This window comes from Ornithinimicrobium carbonis (assembly GCF_977012275.1).
Genome location: NZ_OZ348993.1, coordinates 2,320,507 through 2,333,981, shown reverse-complemented (window position 1 = coordinate 2,333,981; position 13,475 = coordinate 2,320,507). Strand labels below are relative to the sequence as shown.

Genomic DNA, 13,475 nt, shown 5'->3' with positions numbered 1-13,475 from the left:
GCCCGTCGTGGACCGCGTGACCGAGGCCCTCGACGGGGTCCACCGGCTCGGCGTCGCCTTCTCCGGCGGCGTGGACTCGGCCACCCTGCTGGCGCTGTCCCTGCGGCTCCTGGGACGGGAGCGGGTCCTGGCGATCACGGGGGTCTCCCCCAGCCTGGCGGCCCGCGACCGGCGGCGCGCCCGGGACGTCGCCGACGGCCTGGGCGCGACGGTGGTCGAGGTCCCCACCCACGAGGGCGAGCGGGAGGACTACCGCCGCAACGGGCCGGACCGATGCTTCTTCTGCAAGGACGAGCTCTTCAGCGTCATCTCCGACGACCTGGTCTCCGAGCACGACCTGGACGCCGTCGCCTACGGCGAGAACGCCGACGACGCCCGTCGCCCGGACCGCCCCGGCGCGGGCGCGGCCCGTCGGCACCGGGTGCTCCGGCCGCTGGCCGACGCGGGTGCGGACAAGGCCACCGTCCGGGCACTGGCCCGCTGGTTGGAGGTGCCCACCGCGGAGGCCCCCGCCTCGCCATGCCTGGCCTCCCGGATCCCGCACGGCCAGGAGGTCACCCCCGAGAAGCTGGGGCAGGTGGAGGCGGCGGAGGACGCCGTCCTGGCCCTCGGGGTGCGCGACGTCAGGGTGCGCCACCACGGCGACCTCGCCCGGATCGAGGTCGCGCCCGCCGACCTGGCGACGGTCCTGGAGCACCGCGAGGAGCTGGTCGCCGCGTGCCGCACGGCCGGCTTCCGGCACGCCACGGTCGATCTGGCCGGCCTGCAGTCGGGCGTGTTCACCCTCGAGGCCCTCGGCCTGAGGGCCGCCCGGTGAGCCAGGAGGACGGCACGGCGCCACCGCCCTCCTTCCGGCTGGCGGTCGAGGACTTCGACCTCGACCACGAGCGGACCCGCCGTCGGGGCTACCCCGAGGCCGTGCTGTGCGACGTCAAGACGGTCGACCAGGTCCGGCGCATCGCCGCCGACTGCCGCGAGCGCTCCGCGGGCCCCGTGCTGTTCACCCGCGCCGACCCCGAGCGCGCGGCCGCCGTGATGGGCGAGCTGCCGGACGCCCACCACGAGCCCCGCGCCCGGCTCGTGGCCTGGCCGCCCGAGCCGCCCGCACCGACCGGCGGGCTGGTCGTCGTCGTCAGCGCCGGCACCTCCGACCTGCCGGTGGCCCTGGAGGCCGGGACCACGGCCCGCTACCTGGGCCGGTCGACCGAGCTCGTGGTCGACGTGGGGGTCGCCGGCCTGCACCGCGTCCTGGGCCGGCTGGAGCTGCTGCGCCGTGCCCGGGTCGTCGTCGTGGCGGCCGGGATGGACGGCGCCCTGCCCTCCGTCGTGGCCGGACTGGTGTCCGCCCCCGTGGTGGCCGTGCCGACGTCCGTCGGGTACGGCGCCAGCTTCGAGGGGGTCGCCGCCCTCCTGACGATGCTCAACAGCTGTTCGCCCGGCGTGGCCGTCGTCAACATCGACAACGGTTACGGCGCAGGCCATCTCGCCGCTCAGATCGCGGCCCCCGAGGGACCGTCCTCCCCGCCCGGGGACCAGCCCGACTCCTGAGCCCCCGCCTCGGCGGCCCTGAGCACGACCCGGAGGGGGACACCGTGCGCCTCCGCCACGGCGCGACAGTCCTCCAGCTCCGGTGTCGCGGAGAGGATCCGACCCCTCCGCGTGCCCAGCTTCACGCGGACCACGCCCCAGGGCACCGCCACCTCGACCCACCGGCGCTCCAGGGCGGTGCGCCGCACGGCGTGCGAGCGCACGCCGAGGGTCGAGGTGTGCGCCACCAGGACGTCCACCATCAGGTCCCGGTCACGCGTCGCGGCGAGCACGGAGACCACGGTGCCCGGGCGACCCTTCTTCATCTGCACGGGGGCCAGCCAGGCGTCCAGCGCACCGGCCGTCAGCAGCTCCTGGACCACCGAGGGCCACACCCGGGGGTCGAGGTCGTCGACGGTGGCGGCCAGCTCCACCAGATCCTCGTCCTCAGCCCGGGCATCCCCCGACCCGGCTGGAGCGGCCGCACCGCCCCCGGCCTCCAGCAGGACGACCCTGGTCACGTTGGCCCGGCCCGCCACATCCCGCGTCCCCGCGCCCGTGCCCACGCCCACGACCCGGCCCGAGGGTCCAGGGACCGTCGCCTCCCCCAGCGCCGCGAGCAGGGCGACCCCGGTCGGGGTGGCGCACTCCCCCGTCAGTCCCGGGTCGTCGGCCGCCTCCAGGTGGGTCTCGGCGAGCACCCCCAGGACGGCCGGGACGGGCACCGGCATCACGCCGTGCTCGGTGCGCACCGTCCCGGAGCCGAGCCCGACCGGCCCGCAGGTCAGCCGCCCGACCCCCAGGTCCGCCAGCGCCGCGCACACGCCGACCACGTCGGCGACCGAGTCCCACGCGCCCACCTCGTGGAAGTGCACCTCCTCCTCGGGCACCCCGTGCGCCCGGGCCTCGACCCGGGCGAGCAGGGAGAACGTGGACAGGGCATCCGTGCGCACCCGCTCCTGCAGCGGGGCGGTCGAGAGCAGGTCGCGCAGGTCCGCCCACGCGCGGGCCGGCGGCGCCCCCGTAACAGCGACGTGGACGTGCACCGCCGCCAGACCGGACCGCTGCACGCGGTCGGACCTCAGCCCGACCTCCCCGGGCAGCACCGCCTCCACGGCGGCGCGCACGACCGACAGGTCGGCCCCGGCGTCCAGGAGGGCTCCCAGGAGCATGTCCCCGGCCACCCCGGCGGAGGCGTCGACCCATCCGTCCCGTTCCACACGGGCGACCCTACTGCCGGGCCGACCACGCGCCATCCGGCGGCCGACACCCCGCCGACGGATTCCGGTCGGGGACACGCCCGCTCCTACGATGCGGGGGTGAAGCTCGCCGCCGACGACCTCCGTCCCGTGACCGACCCGCACCTGCGCGGAGACCTGCGCTCGTGGACCGACGTGGAGCTGCCCGGTCTGGACCGTCGCGCCGAGGTCTACGCCTGGCTGCCCCCGGGGTACGACGACGGTGAGGAGCGCTACCCCGTCCTCTACCTGCACGACGGCCACAACGCCTTCCTGCCCGGGCGGTCCTTCGCCGGTGCGGCCTGGGAGGTCGACGGCGCCATGACCGACCTGGCGCGAGATGGCATACCCGCGATCGTCGTCGCCGTCCCCTGCTCCCCCACGGGGCGGGCCGAGGAGTACACCCAGTACGCCATGCCCGGCGAGGGCGGCGGCCGGGCCGCGGACTACGCCTCCTTCCTCGTCGACCACCTCAAGCCGGCCGTGGACGCCGTCCTGCGCACCCGTCCGCAGCCCGAGCACACCGTCACCGCGGGCAGCTCCCTGGGCGGGGTGGTCTCGACCTACCTGTGGGAGCGGCACCCCGACGTCTTCGGCGGGGCCGGCGTGTTCAGCCCGGCCTTCTGGTGGCCGGGCGAGCAGGCCCTGCTCGACCTGGAGGCCGCACTGCCCGGACGCGCGCCGGGCCGGGTCTACGTCGACGTGGGCGGGCACGAGCGGCCCGACGACGCCGACATCGAGCGCCGCTACGTCGAGGACGCCGAACGCCTCGTGCGCGCCCTTCGGGACGCCGGGGTGCCGGTGCGCTACGTCTACGACTCCCAGGCCCACCACGCCGAGCCGGCCTGGGCGGAGCGGTTCCCCTCCGCGGTGCGGTGGTTGCTGCGGGGGTATGCCGTCGCGCCCCCCGCGCAGGTGCCCCCCGTCCCGGTCGACCCGTCCGGGGACGAGCCGCCGGCCGCCGCGACCGGGTCGGGGACGTGAGCACCACCAGCGCGGAGCGCACCGGCTCCCGGCCCGACCCGGCGCTGCGCGCCCGGGCCAACCTGCTGCTGGCCCTGACCGCGGCGATCTGGGGCCTGGGCTTCGTCGCACAGCGCCTCGGGGCCGACCACATGGGCGCGATGAGCTTCAACGCCGCCCGGTTCGCGATCGGGGCCGTGTCGCTGCTGCCCCTGATCTGGTGGTTCTCCCGACGACGGCGGACCGCCCCGATCGTCGCCCCCGAGCCTCCGGCCGGCGAGATCTTCGACGAGACCCCACCCAGGGTCGGGGGCTCCCCGCTGCTGCCGGGACTGGCCGCGGGGGCCGTCCTGTTCTCCGCGGCCGGGCTGCAGCAGGTGGGCATCGCCACGACCACGGCCGGCAAGGCGGGCTTCATCACGGGGCTGTACATCGTGCTCGTGCCGGTCCTGGGCCTGGCGCTCGGGCACCGCGCCGGCACCCCCGTGTGGGTCGGCCTCGGCCTGGCCGTCCCGGGCCTGTGGCTGCTCAGCATGACCGAGGACCTGACGATCGCCACCGGTGACCTGCTCGTGCTGATCGGTGCGCTGTTCTGGGCGCTGCACATCCTCGTCATCGACCACTTCGTGCGGACGGTGGACGCGCTGAAGCTGTCCGCCGCCCAGTTCGCCGCCTGCGCGCTGCTCTCGGCCGGGGCCGCGGTGATGGTCGAGGAGCGACCGTTCGCAGGGTTCGCCCCGGCCCTCTGGGCGGTCCTGTACGGCGGTCTGTTCGCCGTCGGCGTCGCCTACACCCTCCAGGTGGTCGCCCAGCAGCACGCCAAGCCCTCCCACGCGGCGCTCATCCTGTCCCTGGAGGCGGTCTTCGGCGCCCTGGGCGGGTGGCTGCTGCTCGGTGAGGTGATGAGCGGGCGGATGCTCCTGGGCGCCGCGCTGGTGATGACCGGCATCCTCGTCTCCCTGCGCGGAGGGTCCCGGCATCCGTGATGGGGTGGGCACCATGACCGACGCATCCGCACCGCCGGACACCACCGACGCCGACCCCCACCGCTGGCTGGAGGAGGTCGAGTCGCCGCAGTCGATGGACTGGGTGAGCAGCCGCAGCACCGCCGCCGAGGACCGCCTGCGCTCCCACCCGGTCTTCGAGCCGCTGCACGCGCAGCTGCAGGAGGCGCTCGAGGCGCCCGACCGCATCCCCCTGGTCGGCCAGGTGGGCGAGCACCTCTACGGCTTCTGGACCGACGTCGAGCACCCCCGCGGGGTATGGCGCCGCACCACCTGGGAGTCCTACCGCACCCCGGACCCGGACTGGGAGGTCCTGGTCGACGTCGACGCCCTCTGCGAGGACGAGGGCACCTCGTGGGTGTGGCAGGGCGCCAGCGTGCTGCGGCCCACGCACGACCGCGCGCTCGTGCATCTCTCCCGCGGCGGGGCCGACGCGGGCACCACCCGTGAGCTCGACCTGACCACCCTGGAGTGGGTGCCGCAGCCCGAGGGGTTCGCCAAGGGCGAGGCCAAGGGCCGGCTCGCCTGGCGCGACCGGGACCACGTCTACCTCACCACGGCGGCGGACCCCACGGGCGCGACCCGGTCCGGCTACCCGCGGACGGTGCGCCTCTGGGAGCGTGGCACGCCGGTGGAGCAGGCCCAGGTCCTGCACACCGTCGGCGAGGACGACCTCGGGCTGTTCGTCGAGCACGACCAGGAGCTCGGCCGCACCCTGCTGCGCCGGGCGGTCGCCTTCTACGCCTCCGAGACCATGGTGCTGACCGACGACGGGCCGGTGACCCTGCCGGTGCCCACCAGCGCCGACGTCTCCGTCCACCAGGACCACGTGGCCCTGCGGCTGCGGGAGGACTGGACCCCCGGGGGCGGGTCGCGCACCTGGGCTCAGGGCAGCCTGCTCGTCTCCCCGCTGGCGGACGTCCTCGGCGGGGAGGCCGACTGGTCGGCCGTCTTCGTCCCCGACGAGCGCTCGGCGCTCGTGGACCTGACCTGGACGGCCTCCCGCCTGGTGACGACCGCGCTCGTCGACGTGCGCCATACCGTCCGGGTGCACTCCCCCGCACCGGACGGGACCTGGACCAGCGAGGACCTCACCGCGACCCTCGACGTGGGACTGCGCACGGTGAGCGTGTCCGCGGTCGACGCCCATCGCGGCGACGACCTGTGGGTGGTTACGACGGGCTTCCTGGAGCCGATGGAGCTCTCGGTGGCGCACCTGGGCCCAGGGACGGGCGCAGAGACAGGCCCACGGGTGGCCCTCGAGCCCGTGCGGCAGGCGCCCGACCGGTTCGACGCCATCGGCCTGGAGGTGTCCCAGCACTGGGCGACCTCCGCCGACGGCACCCGCGTCCCGTACTGGCAGGTCGGCCCCGCCGACCTGCCGACGGACGGCTCCACCCCCACCGTGCTCCACGGCTACGGCGGGTTCGAGCACGCCCTGACCCCCGCCTACGACCCGGTCGTGGGCCGCGCCTGGCTCGCCTCCGGCCACGTCCACGTCGTCGCGGGGATCCGGGGCGGCGGCGAGTTCGGGCCGCGCTGGCACCGGGCGGCCCTGGGTCCGCACCGGCACCGGGCCTACGAGGACTTCGCCGCCGTGGCCCGCGACCTCGTCGCCCGCGGGGTGACCTCGGTGGAGCGGCTCGGCTGCACCGGCCGGTCCAACGGCGGGCTGCTCGTCGGCAACATGATCACCGGCTACCCCGAGGACTTCGGCGCGGTCGTCTGCCAGGTGCCCCTGCTCGACATGCGGCGCTACCACCTGCTCCTGGCCGGGGCGTCGTGGACGGCGGAGTACGGCGACCCCGAGGATCCCGCGCAGTGGGAGTGGCTGCAGACGTACTCCCCCTACCAGCGCTTCGACCCCTCCCGCCCGACGCCCGCGGTCTACCTGGCCACGTCCACCCGGGACGACCGGGTGCACCCCGGGCACGCCCGGAAGATGGCGGCGCTCCTGCAGGAGCACGGACGGGACGTGACCTACTGGGAGAACACCGAGGGCGGGCACGGCGGGGCGAGCACGGCGGCCCAGTGGGCGACCTGGCACGCCCTCGCCTGGACGTTCCTGCACGAGCGGCTGACCGGCTGACGCGGGCCGGCCGGGCCGCCCGCTCAGGCGGCGTCGACCGGTTCGGCCGGGGGCTCCGCCCGCCGGACGAAGAGGCTGCCCGCCACGGCCGCGAGCGACACCAGCGCCCCCGCGAGCAGCGCGGCGTGCACGCCCTTCATCAGCGCGTCCGCCGGGTCCGTCCCGGCCTGCGCCCCGGCCACCTGGGCGGTGGTCATCACGGTGATGAACAGGGCGGTGCCGGCGGCCCCGGCCACCTGCTGCATCGTGGAGACGATCGCGCTGCCGTGCGGGTAGAGACGGCGGGGCAGCGACCCCAGGGCGTTGGTCATGAGCGGGGAGAACATCAGGGCCAGACCGGTGTTGAGCACCACGTGCCAGGCCACCACGGTCGTCAGGGAGGTCTGCGGCCCGAACGTGGTGGTCATCCCCCACAGCGCGGCGGAGGCGACGGCGGCGCCGGGCAGGACCAGCGGCCGGGGCCCGGTCCGGTCGAAGGTGCGGCCCACGACGTACCCCAGCAGCCCCATGACGAGACCGCCCGGCAGCAGGGCCAGGCCGGTCTCCAGCGTGGAGCGGCCCAGGACGTTCTGCAGGTAGATCGGCAGCAGGATGAGCGTGCCGAACAGCGCCATCATCGTCACGGCCGCGAGCGCCACGGCGAGGCTGAAGGCCGGTGTCGTGAACGCCCGGACGTCCATCAGGGCCCCGTCCCCCAGCGACGTCTGGCGCAGCACGAAGAGCGTGAGCGCGGACAGCCCGACCACGAGCGGGATCCACGGCTGGACCGCGGCGGTCCCCTCCGCGGCGGAGCCGATGCTGCTGAGCCCGTAGACCGTGGCCGCGAAGCCGACGGCCGACAGGACCACCGAGAGCACGTCCAGCGGGACCCTGCGGGGGGTCGTCACGTTGCGCACGAGCACGGCACCGACGGTCAGGGCGGTCAGCGCCACGGGCAGGACGAGCCAGAACATCCAGCGCCAGGTCAGCACGTCCAGCACGATCCCGCCGACGGTGGGGCCGACCGCGGGGGCCACGGCGATGACGATGGAGATCACGCCCATCGTGCGACCCCGCCGGTGCGCGGGCACCACGTTGAGGACGGTGGTGAACAGCAGCGGCATCATCAGCGCGGTGCCGACCGCCTGGACGACCCGACCACCGACGAGGAGCGGGAAGCTGACGGCCAGGGCGGCGGCCAGCGTCCCGAGGCTGAAGAAGGACATCGCCGCCACGAACACGGTCCGCAGGCTCAGCCGTGTCAGCAGGTAGCCGGTGACCGGGATGACCACCGCCATGGTCAGCATGAAGGCCGTGGTCAGCCACTGCGCGGTGGCGGCGCCGACGGAGAACTCCTCCATCAGCTCCGGCAGCGCGACCGACATGATGGTCTCGTTGAGGATGACCACGAAGGCCGCGGCCACGAGCAGGCCGATCAGCCGGGCCGCCCCCTCGGGCATCTCGGAGGACGCGGCCGACGTCGGGGTGGCCGGGCGGGTGGTGGTGCTGGTCACGCAGGTCCTCTTTCGCCGGTGGCGGGCCGCACGGCCCGCAGGCTCCCAACGCCCCGGGCGCGCTGGACATTCCGAGGGTGCGCTCGGTCGTGGCCGCAGGAGACCGGCACCGACGGGTCGCGGCTCAGAGCAGGACGGTGGCGAAGGTGCCCGTCCGCTCAAACCCGACCCGGGCGTAGGTGCGGACGGCCGGCTCGTTGAAGTCGTTGACGTAGAGCGTCACGGTCGGGGCCACGTGCCGCAGCGTGTGCTCCACGACCGCGGCCATGGCCGGGACGGCGATGCCGCGCCCGCGCAGCTCGGGGTGGACCCAGACCCCCTGGACCTGGGCGACCCCCAGCGCCACCGAGCCCAGGTCGGCCTTGAACACCACGCGGCCGTCCTCGACCCGCACCAGGGAGTGGCCCCGCTCGACCAGGCCGGCCACGCCCTGCCGGTAGGACAGCCCGCTGCCCTGGTAGGGGGGGTAGCCGATCTCCTCGGTGAACATCGCGGCCGCCGCCGGCACGAGCAGGTCCAGCTCCTCGGCCCGGGCGGGGCGCACCGCGGGGTCGACCGGGACGCCGGCCAGGAACGGCGAGGAGCTCGTCGTCATGACGTACTGGGTGGGCCGCACCTCGCGCGCCGGTCCCCACTGGCGCTCCAGGCGCCCCCACAGGTCGAGCACCTGGTCCGCCGGACCGAACACCGAGCTGGCCCAGGTCCGCCGCTTGACCACCTTGGCGGCCAGGGCGGCCAGCGCCCGGTCGTGGGCCTGCACGGGCACGACGTTGGCCGAGCACCAGCACAGCGCCCGCTCCCCGCCCGACTCGTAGCCGAACAGCGGTCCCCGGGTGCCGGCCAGCCCGGTCTCCTCGATGCGGGCGGCCACGAAGACGTTGGCCACGGGGTCCTGGGCGCAGACCTCCAGGGCAGCCTGGACGTCGGGCCTGCCGTAGGCCCGCACGGGAGTCAGGCCGCGCAGCATGGTCCCAGGGTGCCGTATGCGGTGGCGCCGGGCGAGAGGGACCCGCGGGCGGGGTGGGGAGGCCGGGTGGGCGGTCCGTCGGGGCGGGGTGAGAAAGTGGTGCCCCAGACCACGGGGAAGGCGGTCCCATGCAGTCGAAGGCACTCACCGGACGTTCGCGCGACGAGGCGTGGCAGGTCCTGCGGGACAGCGGGCGGGGCGGGCCCGTCGTCGACGTGCTGGTCGTGGGGGGCGGCGTCACGGGGGCCGGGACGGCCCTGGACGCGGCCACCCGCGGCCTGTCCACCGTGCTGGTCGAGGCCGAGGACTGGGCCTCCGGGACCTCGCAGTGGTCCACCAAGCTGGTCCACGGCGGCCTGCGCTACCTGCAGATGCTGGACCTGCACCTCGTGCACGAGGCGCTCACCGAGCGCGGTCTGCTGCTGCGGACCCTGGCTCCGCACCTGGTCAAGCCGATGCCTTTCCTCATCCCGCTGGAGCACCGCTGGTGGCAGCGCCTCTACTACGGGGCGGGCGTGACCCTCTACGACCTGCTGGCCAACGTGCTGCCCGGCCAGCGGGCGCTGCCGGTGCACCAGCACACCACCCGCCGGGGGCTGCACCGGGACTTCCCGGACCTGCGCGACGGCCGCGCCGTGGGCGCGGTCCGCTACTGGGACGCCACCGTCGACGACGCTCGGCTGGTCACCACCATCGTGCACACGGCGCACACCTACGGCGCCCAGGTCGCCAGCCGCACCCGCGTCCTGGACCTGCTGCGCGACGGTGACCGGGTCGTGGGGGCACGGGTGCGCGACGAGGAGACGGGTGAGACGGTCGACGTGCGTGCGCACCAGGTCATCTCCACCGCCGGGGTGTGGACCGAGCAGGTCGGCGACCTGGCCGGCGCCGAGGGCGGGCTGCGGGTGATGGCCTCCAAGGGCATCCACCTGGTCGTCCCCCGCGACCGCATCCGGGGGTCCCAGGGGTTGTTCCTGCAGACCGAGCGCTCGGTGCTGTTCTTCATCCCCTGGTCACGCTACTGGATCATCGGCACCACCGACACCCCCTGGCACGGGGACCTGCGGCACCCGGTGGCCACCGCGACCGACATCGACTACGTCCTCGACCACGCCAACGAGGTGCTGACCACCCGGCTGACCCGCGACGACGTCGTCGGGTGGTACGCCGGTCTGCGGCCCCTCCTGCAGCCCGGGACCCGGGGGGAGCCGGACTCCTCGAAGATCAGCCGCGAGCACACCGTGGCCTCACCGGTCCCCGGCCTCACGCTGGTCGGCGGCGGCAAGCTGACCACCTACCGCGTCATGGCCTCCGACGCCGTGGACCTGGCCCTGGGCGACCGCGCGCAGGAGCTGCCCTCGATCACCGCCCAGGTGCCCCTCGTCGGCGCGGTCGGCGAGGCCGCCATGCGACGGCGGATGCCCGCGCTGCGGGACCGCTTCGGCTGGGACGAGCAGACGACCGACCACCTGCTCCACCGGTACGGCTCCCTCGTCGAGCAGCTCCTCGACCTCATCGCCGAGGACTCCTCGCTGGCCGTGCCGCTGGAGCACGCACCGGCCTACCTGCGCGCCGAGATCGCCTACGCCTGCATCAGCGAGGGCGTCCTGCACCTGGAGGACATCCTCATGCGGCGCACCCGGCTCTACTACGAGGCACCCCGCAAGGGGTTGCAGGCCGCCCCGGAGATCGCCGACATCGCGGTCCAGTGGCTCGGCTGGGGCGAGGAGAAGGCGGCCCGTGAGCTGGACGACTACTCCCGACGGGTGCGCGCCGACGAGGCCGCGGCCCGCGAGCCCGACGACCTGGCCGCGCTGGCGGCCCGGGACCGCGTGCTCCGCGGCGAGCCGACCGCCACCGGCGCCTGGCCCGAGGAGGTCCCCCGGACCCCGACCGGAGCGGCGTCCGAGGGGGCGCGGCCATGAGCAGGTTCGTGCTGGCCGTGGACCAGGGGACGACGAGCACCCGGGCGGTCGTCGTCGACCACGGGGGCCGCACCGTCTCGGTCGGCCAGAAGGAGCACCGCCAGATCCTGCCCCGGGCCGGGTGGGTAGAGCACGACCCGGTCGAGATCTGGGACCGCACCCGCGAGGTGATCGGGCTGGCCCTGGGCCGGGCCAACCTCACCGGGCAGGACCTGGCCGCCGTCGGCATCACCAACCAGCGCGAGACCACCGTGGTCTGGGACCGGCGCACCGGCGAGCCGGTGCACCCGGCGATCGTCTGGCAGGACACGCGCACGGCGGGACTGGTGGCCGAGCTGGCGGGGTCGGAGGAGCCCGGTGCCGCCGACCGGTTCAAGGACGTCTGCGGGCTGCCGCTGGCAACCTACTTCTCCGGTCCGAAGCTCGCCTGGATCCTGCGCCACGTGGCCGGGGCACGGGAGCGTGCCGAGGCCGGCGACCTGCTCTTCGGCACGATGGACACCTGGCTCGTCTGGAACCTCACCGGCGGCCCGGACGGCGGGGTCCACGTCACCGACGTCACCAACGCCTCGCGCACGATGCTCATGGACCTGCGCACCCTGTCCTGGTCGGAGGAGGTCGCCGGGGCGATGGACGTGCCCCTGTCCATGCTGCCGCGGATCCGGACCTCCTCGGAGGTCTACGGCACGAGCGAGAAGCTCGGCGTGCCCATCGCCGGCGTGCTCGGCGACCAGCACGCGGCCATGGTCGGCCAGGCCTGCTTCGAGCCCGGGATGAGCAAGAACACCTACGGGACCGGCAACTTCCTGCTGGTCAACACCGGCTCACGGATCGTGCCGAGCGAGCACGGGCTGCTGAGCACGGTCTGCTACCAGTTCGAGGGCCAGGACCCGGTCTACGCACTGGAGGGGTCGATCGCGGTGACGGGATCGCTCGTGCAGTGGCTCCGCGACAACGTCGGCCTCATCTCCGAGTCGGCCCAGATCGAGGACCTGGCCGGCGAGGTCGAGGACAACGGCGGCTGCTACGTCGTGCCCGCCTTCTCCGGCCTCTTCGCGCCCTACTGGCGCGACGACGCCCGCGGCGCGATCGTGGGCCTGACCCGCTACGTGACCCGGCACCACCTGGCGCGGGCCGCGCTGGAGGCGACGGCATACCAGACCCGGGAGGTGGTGGAGGCGATGGACGCCGACGCCGACACCCCCGTGGCCGAGCTGCGGGTCGACGGCGGGATGGTCGGCAACGAGCTGCTCATGCAGTTCCAGGCCGACGTCCTCGGTCTGGACGTGGTGCGCCCGGAGGTGACCGAGACCACCGCCCTGGGCGCGGCCTACGCCGCCGGCATCGCCGTGGGGTTCTGGGAGGGCACCGAGGACGTCGCGTCCCGCTGGAGGGAGGACCGCCGGTGGACCCCGCAGATGCCCGAGGAGCAGCGCGAACGGCTCTTCCGCACGTGGAAGAAGGCCGTCACCCGCACCTTCGACTGGGTCGACGAGGACACCGAGCAGCTGGAGCCCGACCCGGACCCGTCCTGAGGCCCCTGCCCGTGCCTCACCCCTGCTCGAACCACTGCGGCTCGTCGGGGTCGGGGACGATGATCTCGGGCCGCTGCAGGTCGGTGTTGTCGACGATCCAGGTCGGCGGCGCCGTCCGCGCCTGCTGCCGGTAGAGCGCCTGGGCCCCGGTGTACCGCGCGTTCGCGGGATGGGCCGGGTCGTCGTCGCCGGGGACGCGACGGTGCGGGAGACGCGCGTTCCCGCGGGGCACGGTGATCCGGGCGGGGGCGGTGACCAGGCAGGTCGCGTCCCACTCCCCCACCAGCTCGGGGCGGCGCAGGTAGACGCCCTCGACCACGAGGAGCGCGTCCTCGGAGGGCTGCACCGGGTCGGGGTCCAGCGGACGGTCCTCCTCCAGGTCCCACGACGCCGGGACGACGGGGCCGCCGTCGCGGAACGGCTGCAGCACCCGGGACCGCAGCGCGGCGTGGTCGAAGGCGTCCTCGTAGTGGGTCCGGGCGTCCCTGCCCATGGCGTACCGCAGCGCCCGGGGGTGGTGGAAGTCGTCCATCGCGACGGAGAGCACCTCACGTCCGGCGACGTGCTCCGCGAGCGCGACCAGCTCGGCGACCATGCGGGTCTTGCCCACCCCGTCCGGACCGTCGACCGCGACCACGGCGCGCCGCCCGGGACCGGTGGCGAGCATCAGGGACAGCAGGTCCACGAGGACGAGCTGGCGGACGGGCAGGTCCGGGGCTGGCATGGGCCCCAGG

11 protein-coding genes are annotated in these 13,475 nt (G+C 74.8%); 7 read left to right on the top strand and 4 right to left on the bottom strand.

Going from position 1 to position 13,475, the window contains the following annotated elements:
- The first annotated feature begins 7 nt into the window (after positions 1-7).
- Together larE and larB are read left to right on the top strand one after the other, a co-directional pair.
- Entirely contained in the window at positions 8-817 is an 810-nt protein-coding gene (larE, locus tag ACWHYA_RS10705) for an ATP-dependent sacrificial sulfur transferase LarE (RefSeq protein ID WP_425941205.1), read from the top strand.
- Positions 814-1,548 (top strand): nickel pincer cofactor biosynthesis protein LarB, encoded by a 735-nt coding sequence (gene larB, locus ACWHYA_RS10700; RefSeq protein ID WP_425941207.1) that lies wholly within the window; start codon positions 814-816, stop codon positions 1,546-1,548. Before larE ends, larB begins: the two co-directional genes overlap by 4 nt.
- Here larB and larC read toward each other — a convergent pair.
- The gene (larC, locus tag ACWHYA_RS10695) at positions 1,491-2,747 is read right to left on the bottom strand and encodes a nickel pincer cofactor biosynthesis protein LarC (protein WP_425941209.1); all 1,257 of its coding nucleotides are present in this window, start codon (positions 2,745-2,747) and stop codon (positions 1,491-1,493) included. The two genes, larB and larC, sit on opposite strands and share 58 nt — an antisense overlap.
- A gap of 99 nt (positions 2,748-2,846) precedes the next feature.
- Here larC and ACWHYA_RS10690 point away from each other — a divergent pair, with 99 nt between their 5' ends.
- Genes ACWHYA_RS10690 through ACWHYA_RS10680 form a run of 3 tightly spaced genes read left to right on the top strand, consistent with a single transcriptional unit; the run spans position 2,847 to position 6,821 of the window.
- On the top strand, positions 2,847-3,749 hold the full coding sequence (locus ACWHYA_RS10690; RefSeq protein ID WP_425941211.1) for an alpha/beta hydrolase: 903 nt from the start codon (positions 2,847-2,849) through the stop codon (positions 3,747-3,749).
- Complete coding sequence (locus ACWHYA_RS10685) at positions 3,746-4,714, top strand: DMT family transporter (RefSeq protein ID WP_425941213.1); 969 nt, start codon at positions 3,746-3,748, stop codon at positions 4,712-4,714. The genes ACWHYA_RS10690 and ACWHYA_RS10685 overlap by 4 nt, the downstream gene beginning before the upstream one ends.
- Before the next feature lie 13 nt (positions 4,715-4,727).
- Positions 4,728-6,821 (top strand): prolyl oligopeptidase family serine peptidase, encoded by a 2,094-nt coding sequence (locus tag ACWHYA_RS10680; protein ID WP_425941215.1) that lies wholly within the window; start codon positions 4,728-4,730, stop codon positions 6,819-6,821.
- Positions 6,822-6,844: 23 nt separating this feature from the next.
- Here the strand turns inward: ACWHYA_RS10680 and ACWHYA_RS10675 are convergent, their stop codons facing one another.
- Positions 6,845-8,260, bottom strand: a complete 1,416-nt coding sequence (locus ACWHYA_RS10675; protein ID WP_425941816.1) for an MDR family MFS transporter — start codon at positions 8,258-8,260, stop codon at positions 6,845-6,847.
- A 178-nt stretch (positions 8,261-8,438) separates the two neighbouring features.
- On the bottom strand, positions 8,439-9,281 hold the full coding sequence (locus tag ACWHYA_RS10670) for a GNAT family N-acetyltransferase (protein WP_425941217.1): 843 nt from the start codon (positions 9,279-9,281) through the stop codon (positions 8,439-8,441).
- Positions 9,282-9,409: 128 nt separating this feature from the next.
- On the opposite strand from ACWHYA_RS10670, the gene ACWHYA_RS10665 reads away from it, so the two are divergent.
- Positions 9,410-11,206, top strand: a complete 1,797-nt coding sequence (locus tag ACWHYA_RS10665) for a glycerol-3-phosphate dehydrogenase/oxidase (protein WP_425941219.1) — start codon at positions 9,410-9,412, stop codon at positions 11,204-11,206.
- Positions 11,203-12,741 carry a glycerol kinase GlpK gene (gene glpK / locus ACWHYA_RS10660; RefSeq protein WP_425941221.1) on the top strand — a complete coding sequence of 513 codons (1,539 nt, stop codon included), beginning with the start codon at positions 11,203-11,205 and terminating at the stop codon, positions 12,739-12,741. Before ACWHYA_RS10665 ends, glpK begins: the two co-directional genes overlap by 4 nt.
- Positions 12,742-12,757: 16 nt before the next feature.
- On the opposite strand, the gene ACWHYA_RS10655 is transcribed toward glpK, so the two are convergent.
- Positions 12,758-13,465: a uridine kinase gene (locus ACWHYA_RS10655; RefSeq protein ID WP_425941222.1), complete on the bottom strand. Its 708-nt coding sequence runs from the start codon at positions 13,463-13,465 to the stop codon at positions 12,758-12,760.
- Between the last annotated feature and the right edge of the window lie 10 nt (positions 13,466-13,475).